The following is a 21,060-nucleotide window of genomic DNA, read 5'->3' on the forward strand; positions in this document are numbered from 1 at the left end:
GCGCTGGCAGCCGCGGAGGCGGCGGCCGCGGGCGCGGGCGCAGACGCACCGCCGCCTGCAGCAGCGCCCACGCCCGGCCACGCCGCCGAGATCATCGCCGGCTACACGTTCGCCGGACCGATGCTGCCGCTCGGCGCCCTGGTCGAGGACGACGTCCCGGTCCCCGGCGCGGTCGTCGGAATCCCGCTCGCCATGATGAACCGGCACGGCCTCGTGGCCGGCGCGACCGGCACCGGCAAGACCAAGACCCTGCAGGTGCTGGCCGAGGGCCTGTCCGCCGCGGGCGTGCCGGTGTTCGTCGCGGACATCAAGGGCGACCTCTCCGGCCTCGCCGTGCCAGGGACGCCGAACGAGAAGCTGCTGGCCCGCACGGCGAGCCTCGGGCAGGAGTGGGCGGCGACGGCGTCCCCGGTCGAGTTCCTCAGCCTCGGCGGGATCGGCGAGGGCACGCCGGTGCGCACCACCGTCACCGACTTCGGGCCGCTGCTGCTGGGCAAGGTGCTCGGCCTCAACGCCACGCAGGAGTCGAGCCTGGGGCTGCTCATGCACTGGGCCGACACCCAGGGGCTGGCGCTGCTGGACCTCAAGGATCTGCAGGCCACCATCGCGTACCTGATCAGCGACGAGGGCAAGCCGCAGCTCAAGGGCATCGGTGGCCTCTCGGCGGCCACCGCCGGCGTCATCCTGCGCGAGATCGTCGGCCTGCAGGCGCAGGGGGCGGACGCCTTCTTCGGGGAGCCCGCGTTCGACGTGTCCGAGCTGCTGCGGACCGCGCCCGACGGTCGCGGCGTCATCACGGCGCTCGAGCTGCCGGCCGTGCAGGACCGGCCCGCGCTGTTCTCCACGTTCCTCATGTGGCTGCTGGCCGAGCTGTTCCAGGAGCTGCCCGAGGTGGGTGATCCCGACAAGCCGCGGCTCGTGTTCTTCTTCGACGAGGCCCACCTGCTGTTCACGGGGGCGTCGGCCGACTTCCTCACGCAGGTGACGCAGACGGTCCGGCTGATCCGGTCGAAGGGCGTCGGCGTCTTCTTCGTCACGCAGAGCCCCAAGGACGTGCCCGCCGACGTGCTGGGACAGCTGGGCAACCGCGTCCAGCACGCGCTGCGGGCGTTCACCCCCGACGACGCGAAGGCGCTGCGGTCCGCGGCACGCACATTCCCGACCTCGCCCTACGACCTCGAGCAGCTGCTCCAGTCGCTGGGCACCGGCGAGGCGGTCGTCACCGTGCAGTCCGAGCGGGGCACCCCGACGCCGGTCGCGTGGACGCGGCTGCGCGCACCGCAGTCGTCGATGGAGCCGATGCCGGCAGCCCAGCTCGCCGCGGCGGTCACGGCGTCGCCGCTGTCTGCCCGGTACGCCGCGGCCGTGGACCGGGAGTCGGCCTACGAGCTGCTCGCGGTGCGGGCCGAGAAGGCGCAGGAGGCGGCCCGGCGCGCGGAGGAGGCGGAGAAGGCCGCCGACGAGGCCGAGCGGAGGGCGAAGGAGGCGCGACAGGCGGCGCCGCGCCGGTCGTCGAGCAGGACGAGCCCGCTGGACAGCCTGCTGCGGTCAGCGGGTACTCAGCTGGGGCGTGAGATCACGCGCTCGATCTTCGGCACGCGGCGGCGCTGACACGACCGGTACGGGTCCGCGCCCGAACACCAGCACGACGACCAGCCCGATCGCGGTGAGCCCGGCGCCCACCCAGGCGGGCGCGAGGTAGCCGAACCCGCCGGCGATCACGAGTCCGCCGACGAACGCGCCGGTCGCGTTGCCCAGGTTGAGCGCGGAGTGGCACAGGGCCGCGCCGAGCGAGGGTGCCGCGGGCGAGACGTCCATGAGGCGCGTCTGCAGCGACAGCCCGAGCACCTGCGAGGTGACGCCGAGCAGGACGAGCGCGAGCACGGCGGGCACCGGGTACGAGCCCACGAGCGCGATGGAGACGAGCACGACGATCGTCGCGACCATGCCGCCGATCACCGTGCCCATCACGGACCGGTCGGCCAGCCGGCCGCCGACCACCGTGCCGATCGTCATGCCGATCCCGTACAGCGCGAGCACCAGGGGCACCAGGGCGACGCCGAGGCCCGTCACCTCGGTGAGCAGAGGCTTGACGTAGGAGTAGACGGCGAACATGCCGCCGAACCCGACCGCCCCGGCGCCGAACGCGATCCAGAGCCGTCGGTTGCGGAGCGCAGCGAGCTCGGTACGAACCGTCGTGCCGGGCGCGGAGGGCAGGGACGGCGTCCACGCGTAGACCGCCGCGAGCGTCATCAATCCCAGCGCCCCGACGCCGACGAAGGACCAGCGCCAGCCGACGGCGTGCCCGACGATCGCGGTGAGCGGCACCCCGACGGCGCACGCGATGGTCAGCCCGGCCATCATCGAGGCGACGGCACGCCCGCGGCGTTCCGGCCCGACGACCGCGGTGCCCATCACCGCTCCGACGCCGAAGAACGCGCCGTGCGGGAGGCCCGCGAGGAACCGGGCCAGCACCAGCCAGCCCATGCTCGGCGCGAACGCGGACAGCACGTTGCCGATGGTGAACGCCACCACGAGCAGCAGGAGGAGCCGACGTCGGTCGAGCCGGGCACCGAGTGCGGCGAGCGTCGGGGCGCCCACGACGACGCCGAGCGCGTAGGCCGTGATCGCGTTCCCCGCGGTCGGGATGGAGACGTCGAAGCCCGACGCGATCTCGGGCAGCAGGCCCATCGTCGCGAACTCCGTCGTGCCGATGCCGAACCCGCCGAGGGCGAGCGCGAACAGCGCGGCGCGCGAGCGCGCGGGCGTGAGCGTGACCAACGACGGTCCTCCGAACGAATCGATTCGATCTCGGTGCGGAGTACGTCGTCGTCAGCTCCGGTGGATGGCGCCCAGGTTACGTCAGGCGACGGGGACCAGCCAGATCGCCCGCGCCGCGACCTCGCCGAGGTCGACCGTGCGGCCGTCGACCCGGATCGAGATCACGCCCGCGACAGTGCGCCGCTCGACGACCGTGACCGCCGCGTCGAGCAGCAGGGCGACCGACTCGAGGTAGCGCAGGAGGCCGGGGTCGGCGTCGGAGATGCGGGCGACGGCCCACTCCCCCGGCTCCAAGTCCCAGAGCACGCTCGCCGCGGGGACGTCGAGCGTGCCGTCCGCACCGGGGATCGGGTCGCCGTGCGGGTCCCGGCGCGGATGCCCCAGCTGGGCGGAGACGCGCTCGACGAAGAGGTCCGAGACCGCGTGCTCGAGCACCTCGGCCTCGTCGTGCACCTCGTCCCACCCGTACCCGAGCACCTCCACGAGGAACGTCTCGATCAGCCGGTGCCGCCGGACGACCGCGAGCGCGTGCCGCTCACCGTCGGCCGTGAGCTCGATCGCGCCGTAGGGCTGGTGCGTGACCAGGCCGGCGTCCGCGAGGCGGCGGACCGTCTCGGAGACCGTCGACGCCCCGACGCCCAGGCGCGTGGCCAGCATCTTGGTGGTCACCGGTTGCTCCGACCACTCGCGGGCCGACCACACGACCTTGAGGTAGTCCTGCGTGACGGCGCTCAGCTCGGGTGTCGTCGGCGTGCTCACGCCGTCCACACTAGGGCGCGCACGCTCACCAGCCGTCGACGCTCCAGTGCCAGGGCTCGCTGGGCAGGTTCTCCAGTCCGTAGTCGGCCGCGTGCTCGCTGAGCCAGACGAAAGCCGGCGAGCCGGCCCGCAGCACGCCGCCGCTCACGGTGAAGTCGAGCGCGAGGCCCCGCTCGTGACGCGACGTGCCCGGCGGGGCGGTCTGCGGCCGGCAGGTGACCACGGTGGGGTCCGGCAAGGACGCGCTGCAGTTCGCCGCCCGCAGCGCGATCTGCTGGCTCGCGCTGCGCCAGCCCCAGGCGTGCAGCTCGATGCCGTCGGCGAGCGCGGCGGTCATCAGGGCGTCGAGCGAGTCGGCCAGGCACGGGTGGACGCGGATTCCGAACGCCGTGACGACCGTGTCCCCCTCGGGCACCGGCGCGTCCACGTCCGTGCAGTCGGTGGCGACGCGCTCGCTGGTCATCAGCTCCGGCGGGACGTCCACGCGCCAGAGCTCCTGCCCGGTGGGCGCGCGCAGCAGCAGCGCACTCTCCTCGAGCTGGAGGCTCGCGCCGGGGTTGCCCGGCGTGGCGCTGTGCCACAGGACCGACCCGTCCGCGGCCGTGAGCGCCACGTCGCCGTCGTCCTGGACCGCGAGGCCGGCGGCGCCCGCCGCGGGTGCGCTCCACACGGCCGTGCCGTCGTAGGCGAGCGTGAGCCCGTCCGCGCCCACGCTCAGCCGCAGGTGGCCGTCGGGCGAGCCCAGCTGCTGGCCCGGCGCGAGCGGGGTCCCGGCGACCAGCGACGACGGGCCGATGACCGTCCCGGTGCTCCAGACGACCGCGCCGGCCAGGTCGTAGAGCACCAGGTCGCCGTCGTCCTGCAGGACCAGCGTCGCGCCCGGGTGCCCGGCCGTGCGGCTGCGCCAGGTCCGGTTGCCGTCGGCGTCGGTGACCACGAGGTTGCCGTCCTCGCCCAGCGTGAGCGTGGAGCCCGGTGCGTCCGTGCCGGTGGACCAGCGCGTCGCGGCGTCCGGACCGAGCAGCGCGACGTCGCCGTCGTCGAGAACCACGAGGCTCTGGCGGCCGTCGGGCGACGAGAGCGCCTCGCCCGGCGCCAGGCTCGAGCCGGCGGTGAGGATGGAGGGTCGCACGCCGGTGCCCGAGTCCCACACCTGGACCCCGCCGGCGTCGAGGACGACGACATCGCCGTCGTCCTGCAGGACCAGCTTGGATCCGGGGGTCGCTGTCGCGTCCGGGCGCCAGCCGACCGTGCCGTCGGGAGCCGTCAGGGCGACGTCGCCGTTCTCGCCCACCACCAGCTGCGAGCCGGCCACGGCGGGACCGGCCACCCAGCGGGGGTCCGGGTCCGGGCCGAACAGTGCGAGGCCGCCGTCGGCCTGCACGACGAGCGTCTGCGAGCCGTCCGGCGAGACCAGGCCCTGTCCCACCCCGAGCACCTCGCCCGGCCTCAGCTCGCTCTCGCCGGAGGCCGCGTGCGCGCCCGGGGCGAGCAGGATCGTGCCGACGAGGACGCACACGCAGGTCAGGGCGGCGCGGACCGCGAGCGCGCGTCGCTCCCGGCCGACCGCGGACCCGCGTCGGGACACTCGCCCACCCCCTTGGAGGGCGCGGGCCGAGCCGGTGCGGCCCAGGTCCGCGTGGGTCACACCCTAGGACAGTGTGAGCCAGATCACACGGGTGAAGGTGCGCCGCCGGGGCCGGCGGGCGTCGGCTCGATCGGCGTCGCCGGCCAGGTCAGGCGCGGGCTCACGCTCGCGGTGGTGTCCGGCCGGACCTGCACCAGCTGGTAGTCGACGAACCTCCGCTCCGCGGGGTCCCAGCGCAGCACTGTCATCTCCGCCACGCCGTTGAGCGGCCCGACGGTCGGCTGACCCAGCGTCGCTCCCGCCGTGCTCGAGCTGACGTAGCGGATGCCGAGCTCGACGCGCTCGGGTCCGTACCGCTTGTGCAGGTGCCCGGAGATCTGCGCGGGGACGCAGCCGCTCGCGAGCGCCGGCTGCCCGACCGCCGGGGTGTGGATGAGCAGGAGGTCGACGCCGTCCTCGTCGTCGCACGCGACGTCGGCCAGGCGCTCGGCCTCGTCGTCCGCGGACTCCTTGCCGGCCAGGGCGGTGCCGCCGGCTCCCACGCGTGTCTCGTTCGGGTCTCGGTCCCCCAGGATGCGCAGCCCGTCGACCTCGACGACCGACCCGTCCAGCACGGTCGCCCCGGCCTTCGCGTAGTTGCCCGTCGTCTCCCGCGAGTCGTGGTTGCCGGGCGAGGTGACGAGCTCCACCCCGGACGGGACGGCGCGGGCGAACGTCGTCACGCAGTACTGCTCCACCGACGTGCCGTTGAGCGTCGTGTCGCCGGCGTCGAGCACGAGGTCCGCCTTCGAGCGCAGCACCAGAGTGCGGATCAGGGGGGCCATGCCGACGTTGCAGTGCAGGTCGGAGACGAGCACGACGGTCACCAGGCCGGCGTCGTCGGTGGTGGCCGTCGGGGACGCCGATGCGTCGCTGGGCTCCGGGACCGGCCACGCGTCCAGGGACTCCTGGCGCTCGTCCCACGCGACCTTCAGCGACGCGTTCGCCTCGGTGTAGAACTTCTCGTTCTTCTTCAGCTCGGCGACCACCTGGCCGCCGTACGTGTCGATGACGCCACCGAGCCGCCCCGTGACGCGCGCGCCCTCGAGCGGGGTCCCGTCGAACACCGCCGACGCTGCGCTCGACGCCGACGGCTGATCGCGGCGCCCGAGGCTCGAAGTCGACACGGTGGCGACGAGGGCGACGACGACACCCGCGACGACCGCGGACCGCAGGTGCGGCCGCAGCCGGACCCGGAGCTCCTCGCGCCGCGTCGCGCCCAGCAGCAGCCGCACCAGCCACCACGCGGCGACCAGCACGACGAACGCCAGGGCGGTCCGCCACAGTGCCTGGGTGACGAGCGCCCGGGCCACGTCCTGGACCGTCGCCTGCGGGCCCGAGAAGAACTGCAGGTAGCTCTGCAGGTCCCCGCTGAGCGCCTGCAGGGTGCGTGACTGGTCCAGCTCGGTCACCGACGCCGGGATCTCCTGCACGGTGACGCGCACCCCGAGGGTCAGCGGGAGCGGCGAGTCGATCTGGAGCGTCCCGAGCGGCCCGAGGTCGACCGTCACCGTGTCGTCCGTGGTGACGTCGTACCGCGCCTCGTGCGGCCCGAGGCTGCTCTCGACGGACGCGGTCGTGATCCCGAAGACCAGCGCGAGGAGCAGCGCGCCGAGGAGCAGGAGGGCGCGCGGCCACCATCGTCGCTCGACGCCCGGGGTCGGGCCGCTCGGGTGGCTCATCACCCCCGAGCCTAGAGCGCGGTCAGCCCTGCGCGTCGCGCCAGGCCACCCACTGCGCGGCCAGCGAGAGGTCGTAGTCCGGGCCGCTGGCGCCGATGGTGAACAGCGTGGCGCCGGCGGCGACGAGGGCGTCGGCCACCTTCGCCGGGGGCGCCCCGACACCCACCGAACGCTCCACGAGCGCGGCGGTGTCCCGGCCCGCGTCGGTGCCGTGCTCGTCGAGGATCGCGCTCTTGCGGCGCAGGGTGTCGACGTCCCCGAACGAGTGCCAGACGTCTGCGTGCTCCGCCACGACCCGCAGCGTCTTGCGCTCACCACCGCCGCCGATGAGCACCGGGATCTCCCGCGTCGGGGTCGGGTTCGACGCCGCCCAGCGCGCCTTGATCCGCGGCAGCGCCTGCGCGAGGTCGGCGATCCGCGAGCCCGCGGTGCCGAACTCGTAGCCGAACTGGTCGTAGTCCTTCTGGAACCAGCCGGCGCCGATCCCGAGGATAAGCCGGCCGCCGCTGATGTGGTCGACGGTCCGCGCCATGTCCGCCAGCAGCTCGGGGTTGCGGTACGAGTTGCACGTCACCAGCGCGCCGATCTGCACGCGGCTGGTCTGCTCCGCCCAGGCGCCCAGCATCGTCCAGCACTCGAAGTGCTTGCCGTCCGGGTCACCCGACAGCGGGAAGAAGTGGTCCCAGTTGAAGACGATGTCGACGCCGAGGTCTTCCGCGCGGCTCACCGCGTCGCGGAGCTGGGCGTAGTCGGCGTGCTGGGGCTGGAGCTGGACTGCGATGCGGATGGGGTGCGTCATGGTGTCGAGCCTACGGACGGCGTCCCGATCGGGCCCACGGGAGAAGCGGACGGGATCTGACCTGTACAGGCGAGATGCTGGTGCTCACCCCACACCGAGGAGTTCTCCGATGGACATGAAGCTCGAGCTCGTCTCCGTTCCCGTCGCCGACATCGACCGCGCCAAGGCGTTCTACGTCGACCAGGTGGGATTCGTCGCCGACCACGACGTCCCCGTCGACGACACCCTGCGGTTCGTCCAGCTGACTCCCGCGGGCTCGGCGTGCTCGATCGTGCTCGACGTGAACATGACGTCGATGGCGCCCGGCGCGCAGCAGGGGCTGCAGGTCGTGGTCGACGACGCCGACGCGACCTACGAGTACCTGGTCGGTCGCGGAGTCGCCGCCGAGCCCGTCGTCGAGTTCCCGTGGGGGCGGTTCACGTTCTTCACGGACCCCGACGGCAACCGCTGGGCGGTGCAGCAGATCGTGCGCCCCTGAGGCACTGCGGCGGTCCTTTGGCATAGTGGGTGTACCGGCGCGCACCACCACGCCAGTCGCCGCGACACCGAGGACTCCGATGCCGCTGACCCTGCTGGGCGCCCTCCTGCTCGTCGTCGGCTTCGCCGCCGCGATGCTCCTCGAGCGCCGACGACCCGACTCCCCCGCCGCCGACTGGTACCCGGACCCCGTCTCGCCCGAACCTCGACGACGCCTGTGGGACGGCCAGGCGTGGCACCCGACCGTCGCCGACGGCGCCGTGACCGCCGCGCGCGGGCGCCGGTTCCGCGGCCGGTTCTGGGGCGCCTGGGTGTGGTTCTTCGTCGCGGCGGTCGTGGTGCTCGGTATCGGCTCCGCGGTGTACACGTCGTCCGAGAACGTCACCGTGATGGGGTGGACTAGCTTCCTCGCGATGTCGCTGGTGTGCGCGGGGTTCTACCGGTTCCTCGCCCGGCAGGTCGCGCTCGACGAGGTCGTCGGACCCCTGTCCGTCCTGGCGGGAGCGGTCGCCGGCGCAGGCGCGACCCTGCTGATCGCGCTCAACCTCAACGACCTCGTCATCGAGAATCTCGGGGGCGTGCAGACGGCGACGAGGACGGTGGGCTTCACCGAGGAGCTCTCCAAGCTCGTCGTCCCGCTCGCGCTCTTCCTCGTGGGCCGCTACCGCAACCCGCGAGCCGGCATCGCCATGGGCATCGCCGCGGGCTTCGGGTTCGCGATCGCGGAGACGACGATCTACGCCTACGAGACCGCCGCGGCCAGTGGCCCGAACTTCTGCGGCGCCGACACCCCGGCTGCGACGCCCATGCTCGTGATCCAGGCGCAGGTCGCGCGCATCTGGACCGTCTCGCCGCTGCACTGGCTGTGGACCGGCATCGCGGTCGCGGTGGCGTGGCGGCTGTGGCGCGTCTACGGCGGGCGCGGAACGCCGGCCGCCGTCGGCGTGATCCTCGCCGTGATGGTCGTGCACTCCGCGAACGACACCTCGTCCACCCTCGGCTGCGACAGCCCCGGGGTCTCGTTCCTCCTGCAGGTGTTCCGCTGGGGGCTGTTCGTCGCGACCTACCTGGTCTTCAAGGCGATGGTGCGCAAGTCGACCCCGCCCGAGCTCATCGGAGTCGTGAGCAAGGGCTGGACGCCGAAGCACCTCGGCGCGGTCCCGGTCACCGCCGACGCCGCACCCGCGACGATCACGCAGGAGTCAGAGCCTCCTGCGCCGGACGCCGTCGGTCGGTGAGGAACAGCACGATCATCCCGACGAACGCCAGCGGGTAGATGACCGCGGTCAGGAAGCGCGTCGCACCGCTGACGACACCGTCGGTCGCGTGCACGCCGGCGGAACGTCGACAGGTCCCAGACGCCGTGCAGCGCCATGGCGACTTATGCGGGCACCGGGCTCAGCGCGCGTCGTCCGCCGCGGCGATGAGCAGCTCCGCCGCGCTGCGGATCTGCTCGATCTGCTCGACGGTCAGGCCCAGCCCGTCGACCATCGCGGCCGGGATCCCGACGGCCGACGCCCGCATCGCCCGGCCGGCGTCGGTCACGACGATGTCGAGCGCGCGCTCGTCGTCGGCGGACCGCTCACGGCGGACCAGGCCCATGGCCTCGAGCCGCTTGACCAGTGGTGACGCCGTCGCCGGCTCGAGGTGCAGCAGCGCGGCGAGCTCCTTGAGCGACAGCCGCCCGTACTGCCAGAGCGCCAGCATCGCGAGGTACTGCGGGTGCGTCAGCCCGAGCGGCTCGAGCAGCGGGCGGTAGAACGCGACCAGGCTGCGCGCCGCGGCGGACACGGTGAGGCAGACCTGGGCCTCGACGGCGAGCGGATCATCCATGCGGCCACAGTAGATCGTGTGCTTATAGTTAGTGCACGAACTACTGAGGAGTGCCCGTGCCCAAGAAGCAGCGCCGCGACATGACCGAGTGGTGGCTCACGTACCTGGGACCCGCGCAGGTGGGGAACATCCGGGGACCGCGCAGGGGCCTGACCGACGACGAGCGCGCCCGCGACACCGAGCTGCAGCAGCACTTCGACCGCGTGGTCGACGCCAGCGGCCGGTCGTTCCTGGTCGAGCGACCGACGACAAAATCGGGCTGAACCGCTAATTTCACCCCATACCGCACTGTCGCTCCACGCCGACGGCACGCCAGTGTGGGGTCGGGTGTCCGACTCTGTCGGCCCGCCCTCGACGATCCCACTCCGGCGTGGGGCATCACCCCTCGCGCGGCACGTACGCGTGGATCGGCGCGAGCCCGGCCGCGGGAGCTCTGCTCACCCGCGGCGAGCGGCCAGGGGGTGAGCTCCGTGAGCACGGTGATGGTCGTCGACGACGAAGAGCGGATCCGGTCGCTGATCAGCCGGTCGCTTTCGTCAGCCGGGCACAACGTCGTGTCCGCGGCCGACGGGTTCCGCGCGCTCGACTGGCTGGCCTCCGAGGACGTCGACCTGGTGCTGCTCGACCTCGTCATGCCGCGCTGCGACGGGCTCACGGTGCTGTCGTCGATGCGCCAGCGCGAGGACCCGACCCCGGTGATCGTCCTGACCGGCGTCACGGACGTCGCCACGCGCGTCCAGGCGCTCGATCGCGGAGCCGTCGACGTCGTCGCCAAGCCCTTCTCGCTCGTCGAGCTGCTCGCCCGGACCCGGCGGCACCTCGGGGTAGCGACCGTCACGCGCGCGGAGCCCCGGTACGTCAGCGCGGGTGGCATCCGGCTCGACACGGAGCGTCGCTGCGCGACGATCGCCGACCGCGAGGTCTCGCTCACCGAGCGGGAGTTCGCCCTCCTGGCCCACCTCATGAGACGGCGGGGCGAGGTGTGCCGGCGCGAGGAGCTCGTGCACGACGTCTGGGGCCTCGACTTCGACCCCGGCAGCAACGTGGTCGAGGTCTGCGTCCGACGGCTGCGCAACAAGCTGCAGCCCGATCCTCCGATCGAGACGATCCGCCGTGTCGGTTACTGCTTCTCCGCCGAGTGACCGCCGGTCAGGCGGCGACTTCTACTACCCGTGGCTCGCGCTCGCGGGGGTCTGCACCTGGCTGATGTGGGCGTCGCCGGGCAACGAGACGATCCCGTACCACGTCGCGTGGGCCGCGTTCGCGCTCCTCTACGGGATCGGGAACTGGCGGCTCTCGCGCGCCGTCACCGGGCTGGTGCTCTACACCGCGGCGACCGGGGTCGTCCTCGTCGTCCGGGCGGCGACCGGGGTGCTGAACTGGCAGGAGACGGCCGAGATCCCGCTCATGGCCGTGCTGATGGTCCTGCTCGTCTGGCACGTGCGCCGACGGCAGGTGGCGCTCGCCGAGCTCACGGTGATGGCCGCGCGCGAGCGCAGGCGCGCCGCGGACACGCAACGGCTGACCCGCCTGACGTCGCACGAGATGCGGACGCCGCTGACGATCGCGCGGGGCTACGTCGAGCTCCTGCAGAACCAGGAGGTCGATCCGGAGAAGGCGCACGACCTCGCCGTGGTGCAGGACGAGCTGGAGCGGCTCACGCGTGTGACGGAGCGGCTGGTCCGCGTCATCCGGCTCCAGGGCGGCGGCGAGGTCGAGCGCGTGGACCTCGACGAGATCCTGCACCAGACGGCGGAGCGCTGGACCCAGGTGGCGGACCGGCGCTGGGTGGTCGAGGCGGCCGCCGGTGAGTACGACGGGTCGGCCGAGCGGATCCGCGCCTGCCTGGACACCCTCATCGAGAACGCCGTGCGCTACACGACGGCCGGTGACGTCGTCCGCCTCATCGGCACCCGGGACGCGGAGGAGGTCGCCGTGGGCGTCGCCGACTCCGGCTCGGGCCTGAGCGACGAGCTGGTCGCCCTCATCAACGGCTGTCCGGACGACGACCTCCAGACACCGCGCGACGAGCTCTCGCAGACGGGTCTGGGCCTGAGCCTGGTGCGCGGCCTGGTGACCGCCCGGGGCGGCCGCCTKGTCGCCGGCCGATCGCCCGAGGGCGGCGCCCTCCTGCTCATGACGGTCCGGGTGGGCACCCGGACCGTTGCGCCGACGGCCCCGTCGACCGACCAGGACAGCACGCCGGACGTCGGGCGCACGACCGAGCTGCTCGCAGCCGACACCGCCCCTTGAGCGCCGCGGGCACAGGCCACACCTGTGCGTCGCACATGACCGACCTGTGACTGGCCGATGACACTTCGGTCAGGATCTGCTCGGCGTCCCGCCAGACCGCTTCCATGGAGCCGCTGACGCATCCCTCGGGCATGGCCGCCTGGGCGGAGCGGCGCCGCTTGGAAGGTGTGGCCATGCGCGGACACTCGTCGGGCACTGGTTCGGTCGGCCCTCGCCTGGGAGCGACGAGTCGTCGCCGCTCGTCGGACGGCCGCAGCACGGTCCGGGTCGTCCGGGCGGCACTCGTCGCCCTCACCACGGCCCTGGTCACCTGCGTGGCCGCGATGACGCCGTCGATCGCTCCCCCGGCCCAGGCCGCGACCACGTGCCCTGCGGCCGGCTGCGCGCTCACCGTGGACGCCCGCGACCTGCCCACCGGGTCGCCTCTGACGGACTTCACGTACATCGTGAACGAGGACAACTCGAAGCTCCCGACCGACCCGCTGGCGGTCAGCACGGAGAGCAACAGCAAGATCGTCGCCGAGGGGAACCAGGGCCGCACCACCGTGAACCTGCCGGCCGGGCGGTACCTGATCTCGGTGCGCTCGCTCGACCACAAGATGTGGGGCAAGCACATCACCCTCCCGGAGCCGTCGACCGCGGACGGCTCGCTGACCGCACGGATCGACCTGACGGTGCAGAGCGACGACCACCCGCTGCCGCTGGGGAAGATCCGCGCCTTCGTCTTCGAGGACAACGCGTGGGCGAACGGCGCTCCCGACACCGAGGAGGGCGGGCTCCAGGGCTTCCAGGTCGGGCTCGAGGAGCAGACGCACAACGCCGTCACCGTCGACTACAACAACGACCCGCTCTGCGGCGGTACCTGCCTGACGGCCGCGGACGGCTTCGTGCAGCTCGACAACCTCGGTCCGGCCACGTACTTCATCGACGTGCACCCGCCCGAGGGCCCGTGCAACGCCGACCCGACCAGCCAGTGGTACCAGACCACGACGATCGACGGCGGCCTGCAGCTGCTCGCGTCGGTCGAGGAAGGCAGCGACGGGACGGGCGCCCCCGGCGAGCAGCTGTGGGAGGCGCCGAACAACCGCACCGCGTACTGGTTCGGGTTCGTCTGCTCGCCCCAGCCCTTCGCGACTCCCGGCACCGGTGAGATCACCGGGACCGCGCGCAACTGGGTGGAGTGGGCGCCGTACACGACCGGCACCTTCAACGACCCGGTCGAGGAGCCGTTCGTCGCGCTCTCCGACAGCACGACCGACCGGACCGTCTACGTCGGTCGCGGCGACGCGAGCGGCAACTTCGACATCCAGGGCGTGCCGGCCGGCAGCTACAACCTCGCCATCTGGGACGAGCAGCTGAGCTACATCATGCGGTTCAAGCCGCTCACGGTCGGGGCCGGCGAGACGGTCGACGCGAACGAGGTCGGCGACGACGGAAGCGTCGGCGTCGGAGTCTCGCGCTGGTTCGGCTGGCTCGACGGTCACGTCTACAAGGACCAGAACGGGAACGGGCGGATGGATCCCGGCGAGCCGACCATCGCGAACACCGACGTCGACCAGCGCTGGCGCGACGGCTCGATCAAGGAAGGGACGTTCACCAACCCCCAGGGCTACTACGAGTACCCGACCGCCGAGGGCGGCGCCCTGGGCCGCTGGATCGTGGGCGAGCAGGGCTTCGCACGCTTCTCCGCCTACCCGGGCCCGTCGCTGCACGACGAGATCACGGGCGACGTCACGCCGTCATGCGCCGTGGTCCCGCCCGCCGTGCCCGCGAGCCCGTGCATCCCGACCGACCAGGGCGGCGGCCTGCTCACCAACCAGCTGCTGCTCGAGGGTCACCGCTCGACCGTCGACTGGGGCAAGCGCGACTACCCCGCCGGCACGCCGGGCCAGATCGTCGGCATCACCTACTTCTCGACCACCCGCAACGAGTTCGACGCGCGCTTCCAGGCGCACGAGGACTACGAGCCGGCCGTGCCCGACGTCACCGTCCTGCTCGAGGGCCTGGGGACCGACGGCCAGCCGAACACCGCCGACGACGTGGTGCTGAACAAGTACGTGACCGACCACTGGCAGCAGCCGAACGCCGACCAGGACCCGCAGGAGCCCGCAGGCAACACGTTCACCCAGGACTGCACCCCGATCCGGGACTTCACCGGTGCCGACATCACCAGCCAGTTCGCCGACAAGATCAGCCCGAACTGCCTCGAGGTGCCGCTCACCGGCGCCCACACCAAGGACGGTGCCTTCGACGGCGGCTACGCGTTCGCGGACTACTGCCCGGGCGGCTACGACCTCGCTGCCGACGGCTGCGTCGGCGGGTCGGACCCGGTCCCGCTCGTCGCCGGCACGTACCTCACGCACGTCGTCATGCCGAAGGACGAGTCGGACACCCGGCCGTGCAACCCGTCGAACACGAGCGGGTTCAAGAACGTGAGCAGCCCGAAGGGTGCCGTGCCGGGCGACGGCGACGGCTGCCTGTACCGGCCCGTCCGGGAAGAGGACGTCAACGTCGACCTCGGCAACAAGTTCACGCCGGCGATCCCGCCGCCCCCGTGCACGGGCGACGACCACGTCATCGACCAGACCTCGCTCGTGACGCGCAGCACGTACTACGGCGTCGCCGGTGCCCACGCGCCCCTGTGCGACAAGCGGCTCATCGTCCTGACCAACGGGCAGAACGCGAACGCCGACTTCAACCTCATGACCAACTTCCGCACCGACCCCAACGGGAGCGACGCCGGCGACACCCGCACCGGTGACGTGCAGGAGCCGGGCCGGCTGGTCGGGCAGGTGTTCAACGACATCTACTTCGAGCGCGACCTGCAGTCCCCCTGGTACGGCGAGCCCCGGCCGATCGCCGGCATCCCCGTCGGCATCTACGCGCGGGTGGACACCGTCTGCCCGTCGGACGACCCCGGCTGCGCCACACCCAACGTGAACCTCCCCTACGACGCCAACAACTGGCGCCTGCTCACCACGGTGACCACGAGTCCCGACGGATCGTTCGAGGCACTCGTCCCGTCGACCGAGACGTTCAACTGCCCGATCCCCCAGGGACCGTGCCCCGGCATGTACCTGGTCACCGTCGACGACCCGGGCTCGAAGGCGCACCCGAACGCCAACTTCAACCCGAACCTCCTCGTTGCGACGACCCCGGCCGAGGCCTGGCCGGGCCTGACCACCCAGCTCGACCTTCCGCTCGACCCGATCTCCGGCACGGGCTGCGAGGACCCGGCCGTGCCGGCCCGCCCCGAGCTGCTCCAGGTGTCGACGCCATACGTGCCGAACCCCGTCGCCGCCAACGGCGGCAACGCCGCGAACCCGCGGCGCATCACGATCCAGGCCGACTTCATCGGGACCGCGGGACCAACCGGACCGCTCGGCGGTGTCGTGACGCTCACGGACGACCGGACCGGCGCGGTCACCACCCTGACGCGCGCCAACGGCGGGGTCGTCAGCTGGACGCCCGGCTCGGGCGCGACGCCGGACACGATCGTCATCCAGGTCCCGGCGCTCAGCCTCACGTTCCCGGCCGGGCAGAAGCAGCTGACGATCACCACCTCGAACGCGAACGGCAACGTCTCCAGCGTCAACGGGATCACCGTGCACGCCCTCGGGACCGGCGGCGGGATCACGTACAACCCGCCCGTCGTGAACGTCGCGGCGCCCCCGCCGGGTGCGGGCACGAACCCGCACGCGATCCAGGACGCCATCGACAACGCGGCCGCCGGCAGCCTGCTGGTCCTGCGCCCCGGCGTCTACAACGAGAACGTCGTGCAGTGGAAGCCGCTCAAGATCCAAGGGCTCGGTGCCGGTGGCATCATCGGCGCGCACGAGCTGCAGGCGCGTGATCCCGAGGACCCGCGGTTCCACGTCACCGGTTCCGTCATCGACGGTCGCTACTTCCAGCAGAACGCGACGACCTATGACGGTGTGATCGCTGCCCACGCCCCGTACGCGGTGGACGCGACCATGCCGAACGTCCTGCGCGGCGCGGACCTCACCCTGGTGGCGCAGAGCCCGACCGCGTACAACGTCCCCTCCGGCGCGGTCGGCGTCTTCAGCGCCGCGCGGGCGGACGGCGTCGGGCTCATGACCGGGCAGGGCGAGGGTGCCGGCGGCATCCAGGTCCAGGCCAACATCAACAACCTGCAGATCACCAACACCGTGCTCGAGAACAACGGTGGCGTTGTCGCCGGGGGCATGGCCATCGGGCAGCCGTACGCCCCCACCAGCCACAACTACAACGTGCGCGTCTCGAACGACCGGTTCCTCGGCAACGGCGGGCTGACGCAGGCCGGCGGCCTCGGGATCTTCGACGACTCGAACGGCTACGAGCTCGCCAACAGCATCGTGTGCTCCAACTTCAGCGTGAACTACGGCGCCGGCGTCTCGCACATCGGGCTCAGCCCCAACGGCCGCATCCACGACAACCAGATCTACTACAACGACGCCGTCGACTCGGGCGGCGGACTCGCCATCGAGTCCGAGCTGCCCGTGGGCGGGGGCCTCGGGGCCGGCACCGGTCCTGTCGACGTCGACCGCAACCTCATCACGGCCAACTTCAGCGGCGACGACGGCGGCGGCGTGTTCGTCCTCGACGCGCTGACCGCGGTGGTCAACTTCCGCGACGACCTGGTGGTCGACAACGGCGCCGCGGACATCGCCGGCGGGATCATGCTCGACGACGCCTCGAACGTGCGGATCATCAACACCACGGTGGCCGGCAACGTCTCGACCGCCTCGTCGGAGAACTCCGACGGCACCGCGCACTCGGCCGGCCTGGCGTCGGAGGGCAACGACCCGCTCTTCCAGGCGATGCTGCCCGCCGACTCCCCGGACTTCTCCCGCCCGGTCGCGCTCTTCAACGACATCTTCTGGAACAACACGGCGTACACGCTCGACCAGCCCGGACCCGGCGCGACGCTCGTCAACCAGGGGGTCATCGACCTCGAGATCCACGGGACGACGAACAACGCCGACACGTTCACGCCTCGCTACTCCGACCTGACCAACGGCCAGCTCCTCGGCCCGGACGGCGTCCTGCGGGCGGTGCCGGCCGGCCAGGGCAACATGAGCGCAGACCCGGCCTTCGTGAACCCGATCGGGATCACCTCCGAGCTTGCCGTCACCGGCTCCCGGCTCGACCCGCAGACCGCCGCGGTGACCCTCACGGCCGGCGACCCGCCCGTCGGGCTGACCAGCAACTTCCACCTCACGGCGGCCTCCCCCGTCGTCGACCGGGGCGTGCGCTGCTCCAACACCGCGTTCCCCGCACCGGCCGGCGCGCTGAACGCCTGCGCCGGCGGCGGCATCCAGGCGCCGGTCCTGACGCCCGCACTCGGTGGCCTCGGCGACTACGACGGCCAGTACCGCCCCATGCTCCGGTCGCTCCGCGTCAGGACGCCCTGGGACCTCGGGGCCGACGAGCTCATCGGCGTCCCCGTCGTCCTGCCCTGATCTGCTCGGCCGACCGTCATCGCCTCCAAGGAGAGTGGGATGGAACATCGCCAGAACCGCCTCGACCGGAGGGCGTTCCTCCAGCTCGTCGGCGTCGGCGCCCTCGGGACGGTCGTCGCCGGGGACGTGATCGGGCAGGGGCTGCTCGTCCCCGCCTCGGCCGCCACGACCACGCTGTCGCTGGTCGCGACGGACGGTTACATCTCCGTCCCGGGACGCGAGGGCAACCCGCTCTACATCTTCGGGTTCGTGCCGGTCGACCCCAACCTGTCGGTCTCGCAGCTGATCTCGACGTACAAGGGCCACGCCAAGCACACCGCCCCGACGCTCGACTTCAAGCAGAACGACGACGTCAAGATCACGCTGACGAACCTCGGMCTGGTGCAACGCCCCGACCTGACGGACTCGCACACCATCCACTGGCACGGGTTCGACGTGCCGTCGCCGCTCAACGACGGCGTGCCCGAGGTCTCCGTGGCGGTCCCGATCGCCAAGCAGTTCACCTACTTCTACCGCCCCCACCGCGAGGGCACGTACATGTACCACTGCCACTTCGAGGACGTCGAGCACGTGCAGATGGGCATGACCGGGATCGTCTTCGTGCGCCCGCTGCAGGACGGCACGCCTGTGGGCGGGTTCACGAAGTTCGCGTACAACGACGGCGACGGGTCGACCGGATACGACCGGCACTTCGCCATCCTGCTCAACGAGCTCTGGCGCAACTTCCACGACGGCGACCGGGACATCCAGGAGTCGATCGCCACCGACTACGACCCGCAGTGGTTCACGCTCAACGGCCGCGTCTACCCGCAGACGGTGCTCCCGAACGACGCGGAGACCCTGCCGGCCACGTCCCGGATCGCCACCCCGAACCCGAACTACGACGACGCGCTCGACTACAGCCAGCCCAACTCCGCGCTGGTCCAGGTGAACCCGGGCGACCGCGTCCTCTTGCGGATGGCGAACCTGGGCTACCAGCAGCACGCGATGCAGCTCCCCGGCATCCCGATGCACGTCGTCGGGCAGGACGCCTCGCTGCTGCGCAACGGCGGCGTCGGCGGGCAGGACACGTCCTTCTGGACCAGCACGCTGTACATCGGGCCCGGCGAGGCCCGCGACGTGCTGTTCGACGCACCCGCCTTCGACGCTGCCCGGCCGTCCGGCTCGGACTCGCGCGGCAGCTACAACACCTACTGGTTCAAGAACCGGGACTGGCGCCGGCTCACCAACTTCGGAGCGCCCCCCGGGCCCGGCGGAATGATGACCGAGGTCCGCGTCTACCAGGCCCCGCTCCCCGCCCAGACCGTCGTGAGCCAGACCTATGTCTGAGCGAGCGGCCGCCCCGCGACGCGGAAAGAGGACCACGATGACGCCACGAGCCCGGCACGTCGCCGCCGTCGCCGCGCTGGCGGCCGCGCTGGCGACGCTCACACCGACGTCAGCCGTCGCGCTGCCGCCCGGTGCGCCCGCGACCGGCATGGTCTGCACCCCCGGGACCGTCGTCGGCAGCACGCACACGTTCAACCTGGTGGCGAAGCCGGGCTACATCGACACGCCGGACGGCAACAGCATCTTCATGTGGAGCTACGCCAACGCCGACGCCCCCGACAACGGTCAGTTCCAGAGCCCGGGCCCCRTGCTCTGCGCGACCCAGGGCGAGACCGTCGTCGTCAACCTGACCAACACCCTGCCCGAGGGCTCGGGCATCGTGTTTCCCGGCCAGGATGCCGCCGTCACCGCCACGGGCGGCTCGCCCGGGCTGCTGACCACGGAGGCGGCGCCCGGGTCCGGGACCGTCAGCTACAGCTTCCTCGCGGGGAGCCCGGGCACGTACCTGTACGAGAGCGGCTCCGACATCGCCAAGCAGGTCGAGATGGGCCTGTACGGCGCGCTGATCGTGCGCCCGACCCTGGGCGCGGGGTACGCCTACACCGCGGCGACGCAGTTCGACGCTGGTCGCGAGTACCTGCTCCTGCTCAGCGAGCTGGACCCGGACCTGCACCATGCCGTAGAGGTGGGCGGCGGCTACGACCTGAACGCGCAGCGGGACCGCTACTTCTCGATCAACGGCCGGGAGTTCCCCGACACCGTCCAGAACAACGGAACCGGCCAGCTGCCGAACCAGCCCTACGGGGCCCTCGTCCGGATCCAGCCCAACACGGCCACGAGCACCCTGCCCGCCCTCGTCCGCATGATCAACGTGGGCCTGCTCAACCACCCGTTCCACCCGCACGGCAACCACACCACGCAGATCGCCCAGGACGGCCGGCTGGTCGCCACGACCGAGCACTTCGGCGAGACGATCGGTGCCGGTCAGACCGAGGACTTCCTCCTGCGCTGGGACGACACCGACAGCTGGAGCCCGACCTCCAACCCGTTCCCGGTGACTCCTCCGAACTACCGCAACGTGTTCTTCAAGGACGGCAACACGTACTACAGCGGCAGCCCCTACCTCGGCTACAAGGGGACCCTGCCCACCGGGACCGTCTCGCAGAACATCTGCGGCGAGTGGTACTTCCCCTGGCACAGCCACGCCTTGAACGAGTTCACGAACTTCGACCAGGGCTTCGGCGGCATGGGCACGCTGCTGCGGGTGGACCCCGTGGGCGGCTGCACCGCGTACCCGACGGCGACCAGCATCGTCGCGGGCACGCTCAAGAGCGGCGCGGTCTCGGCGCTCGGGGTCGACGACAACACCTACTACCAGGTGAACCCGAAGACCACCACGCGCCCGACGGCGACCACTGCCGGCGCGACCAGCATCACCGTCGCCTCGGCGGCCGGCTTCCCGACCTCCGGCACGTACGACGTGCGGATCGACAACGAGGTCCTCGCGGTCACCGGCGGGCAGGGCACGACGACCTGGACGGTGTCCCGCGGTCAGCTCGGCACGGCTCCTGCCGCGCACGCGAGTGGCGCGACGATCACCGCACTGTCGAACGACTGGTACGCCGGTTTCTCCGCCGTGCCCGCCGGCGCCCAGAACCTCAAGGTGACCTACAAGGGCGTGAACTGCGCGACCACGACCCTGGGGACGTGCACGGCACTGACGACGAACCTCCCGCAGCAGACCGTGAAGATCTGCAACTGGACCGTGGGCGGCGCGGCGGGCTGCGCGACGCCGACGTCGGCCGGGTGGGTCACCCTGCCCGCTCCGCCGGCACAGCCCCAGCCCGTCGGATCGACCGCCGTCACGTCGACGTGGTCCCTCCCGAACCCCGCGTCCGCCTACGTCGGCACCGGGGCGAACGCCGGCCAGATCCGGGTGCTGGTCCACTCCCAGCGCTTCACCCCGCCCGCACCGGCCGCCTTCTCGACCTGGGGGAACCTCCTCGCGGTCGTCTACGACGCGCCATGACCAGACCAGAGCAGACCCGGAGGTTGGCG

16 protein-coding genes are annotated in these 21,060 nt (G+C 72.0%); 9 read left to right on the top strand and 7 right to left on the bottom strand.

The features are described from left to right. Positions 1-1,611, top strand: a 1,611-nt coding sequence (locus ACXJKA_RS17770; protein WP_456826523.1) for a helicase HerA-like domain-containing protein, incomplete at its 5' end; no start/stop codon positions are given. Here the strand turns inward: ACXJKA_RS17770 and ACXJKA_RS17775 are convergent. The 5 genes from ACXJKA_RS17775 to ACXJKA_RS17795 all read right to left on the bottom strand — a co-directional run bounded on the left by ACXJKA_RS17775 (position 1,549) and on the right by ACXJKA_RS17795 (position 7,648). Beyond that, on the bottom strand, positions 1,549-2,781 hold the full coding sequence (locus ACXJKA_RS17775) for an MFS transporter (RefSeq protein ID WP_456826524.1): 1,233 nt from the start codon (positions 2,779-2,781) through the stop codon (positions 1,549-1,551). The genes ACXJKA_RS17770 and ACXJKA_RS17775 overlap by 63 nt on opposite strands. An 81-nt stretch (positions 2,782-2,862) precedes the next feature. Next, a complete protein-coding gene (locus tag ACXJKA_RS17780) occupies positions 2,863-3,540 on the bottom strand; it encodes a metal-dependent transcriptional regulator (protein WP_456826525.1) in 678 nt (225 codons plus the stop codon). A gap of 25 nt (positions 3,541-3,565) precedes the next feature. Next, positions 3,566-5,128 (bottom strand): D-alanyl-D-alanine carboxypeptidase family protein, encoded by a 1,563-nt coding sequence (locus tag ACXJKA_RS17785; RefSeq protein ID WP_456826526.1) that lies wholly within the window; start codon positions 5,126-5,128, stop codon positions 3,566-3,568. Positions 5,129-5,211: 83 nt separating this feature from the next. Next, positions 5,212-6,849, bottom strand: coding sequence for a metallophosphoesterase family protein (locus tag ACXJKA_RS17790; protein WP_456826527.1), 1,638 nt, complete (start codon positions 6,847-6,849; stop codon positions 5,212-5,214). A gap of 22 nt (positions 6,850-6,871) precedes the next feature. After that, complete coding sequence (locus ACXJKA_RS17795; RefSeq protein ID WP_456826528.1) at positions 6,872-7,648, bottom strand: LLM class F420-dependent oxidoreductase; 777 nt, start codon at positions 7,646-7,648, stop codon at positions 6,872-6,874. Between the two features lie 109 nt (positions 7,649-7,757). Between ACXJKA_RS17795 and ACXJKA_RS17800 the strand changes: the two genes are divergently transcribed. Together ACXJKA_RS17800 and ACXJKA_RS17805 are read left to right on the top strand one after the other, a co-directional pair. Continuing rightward, positions 7,758-8,126, top strand: coding sequence for a VOC family protein (locus ACXJKA_RS17800; protein WP_456826529.1), 369 nt, complete (start codon positions 7,758-7,760; stop codon positions 8,124-8,126). 79 nt (positions 8,127-8,205) lie between these two features. Continuing rightward, positions 8,206-9,363: a PrsW family glutamic-type intramembrane protease gene (locus ACXJKA_RS17805; protein ID WP_456826530.1), complete on the top strand. Its 1,158-nt coding sequence runs from the start codon at positions 8,206-8,208 to the stop codon at positions 9,361-9,363. On the opposite strand, the gene ACXJKA_RS17810 is transcribed toward ACXJKA_RS17805, so the two are convergent. Both ACXJKA_RS17810 and ACXJKA_RS17815 read right to left on the bottom strand, forming a co-directional pair. After that, positions 9,317-9,457, bottom strand: a complete 141-nt coding sequence (locus ACXJKA_RS17810) for a hypothetical protein (protein WP_456826531.1) — start codon at positions 9,455-9,457, stop codon at positions 9,317-9,319. The two genes, ACXJKA_RS17805 and ACXJKA_RS17810, sit on opposite strands and share 47 nt — an antisense overlap. 66 nt (positions 9,458-9,523) lie before the next feature. Further along, positions 9,524-9,958, bottom strand: coding sequence for a MarR family winged helix-turn-helix transcriptional regulator (locus ACXJKA_RS17815; protein ID WP_456826532.1), 435 nt, complete (start codon positions 9,956-9,958; stop codon positions 9,524-9,526). A 56-nt stretch (positions 9,959-10,014) separates the two neighbouring features. Here ACXJKA_RS17815 and ACXJKA_RS17820 point away from each other — a divergent pair, with 56 nt between their 5' ends. The 6 genes from ACXJKA_RS17820 (at position 10,015) to ACXJKA_RS17845 (ending at position 21,031) form a co-directional block, all read left to right on the top strand. After that, positions 10,015-10,221 carry a hypothetical protein gene (locus ACXJKA_RS17820; RefSeq protein WP_456826533.1) on the top strand — a complete coding sequence of 69 codons (207 nt, stop codon included), beginning with the start codon at positions 10,015-10,017 and terminating at the stop codon, positions 10,219-10,221. Positions 10,222-10,428: 207 nt separating this feature from the next. Next, entirely contained in the window at positions 10,429-11,100 is a 672-nt protein-coding gene (locus tag ACXJKA_RS17825) for a response regulator transcription factor (RefSeq protein WP_456826534.1), read from the top strand. Continuing rightward, entirely contained in the window at positions 11,072-12,211 is a 1,140-nt protein-coding gene (locus ACXJKA_RS17830; protein ID WP_456826535.1) for a sensor histidine kinase, read from the top strand. The genes ACXJKA_RS17825 and ACXJKA_RS17830 overlap by 29 nt, the downstream gene beginning before the upstream one ends. Positions 12,212-12,384: 173 nt before the next feature. After that, positions 12,385-17,673, top strand: coding sequence for a hypothetical protein (locus tag ACXJKA_RS17835; RefSeq protein WP_456826536.1), 5,289 nt, complete (start codon positions 12,385-12,387; stop codon positions 17,671-17,673). A gap of 39 nt (positions 17,674-17,712) precedes the next feature. Further along, positions 17,713-19,002 (top strand): multicopper oxidase domain-containing protein, encoded by a 1,290-nt coding sequence (locus ACXJKA_RS17840; RefSeq protein ID WP_456826537.1) that lies wholly within the window; start codon positions 17,713-17,715, stop codon positions 19,000-19,002. Positions 19,003-19,039: 37 nt separating this feature from the next. After that, a complete protein-coding gene (locus ACXJKA_RS17845; protein ID WP_456826538.1) occupies positions 19,040-21,031 on the top strand; it encodes a multicopper oxidase domain-containing protein in 1,992 nt (663 codons plus the stop codon). Positions 21,032-21,060: the final 29 nt, after the last annotated feature.

Source organism: Cellulomonas sp. P5_E12 (genome assembly GCF_054049315.1).

Bases quoted from the DNA above. Each gene is read 5' to 3' on its own strand.
- ACXJKA_RS17790 (WP_456826527.1), bottom strand. From the start codon at position 6,849: ATGAGCCACCCGAGCGGCCCGACCCCGGGCGTCGAGCGACGATGGTGG.
- ACXJKA_RS17795 (WP_456826528.1), bottom strand. From the start codon at position 7,648: ATGACGCACCCCATCCGCATCGCAGTCCAGCTCCAGCCCCAGCACGCC.
- ACXJKA_RS17800 (WP_456826529.1), top strand. From the start codon at position 7,758: ATGGACATGAAGCTCGAGCTCGTCTCCGTTCCCGTCGCCGACATCGAC.
- ACXJKA_RS17805 (WP_456826530.1), top strand. From the start codon at position 8,206: ATGCCGCTGACCCTGCTGGGCGCCCTCCTGCTCGTCGTCGGCTTCGCC.
- ACXJKA_RS17815 (WP_456826532.1), bottom strand. From the start codon at position 9,958: ATGGATGATCCGCTCGCCGTCGAGGCCCAGGTCTGCCTCACCGTGTCC.
- ACXJKA_RS17835 (WP_456826536.1), top strand. From the start codon at position 12,385: ATGCGCGGACACTCGTCGGGCACTGGTTCGGTCGGCCCTCGCCTGGGA.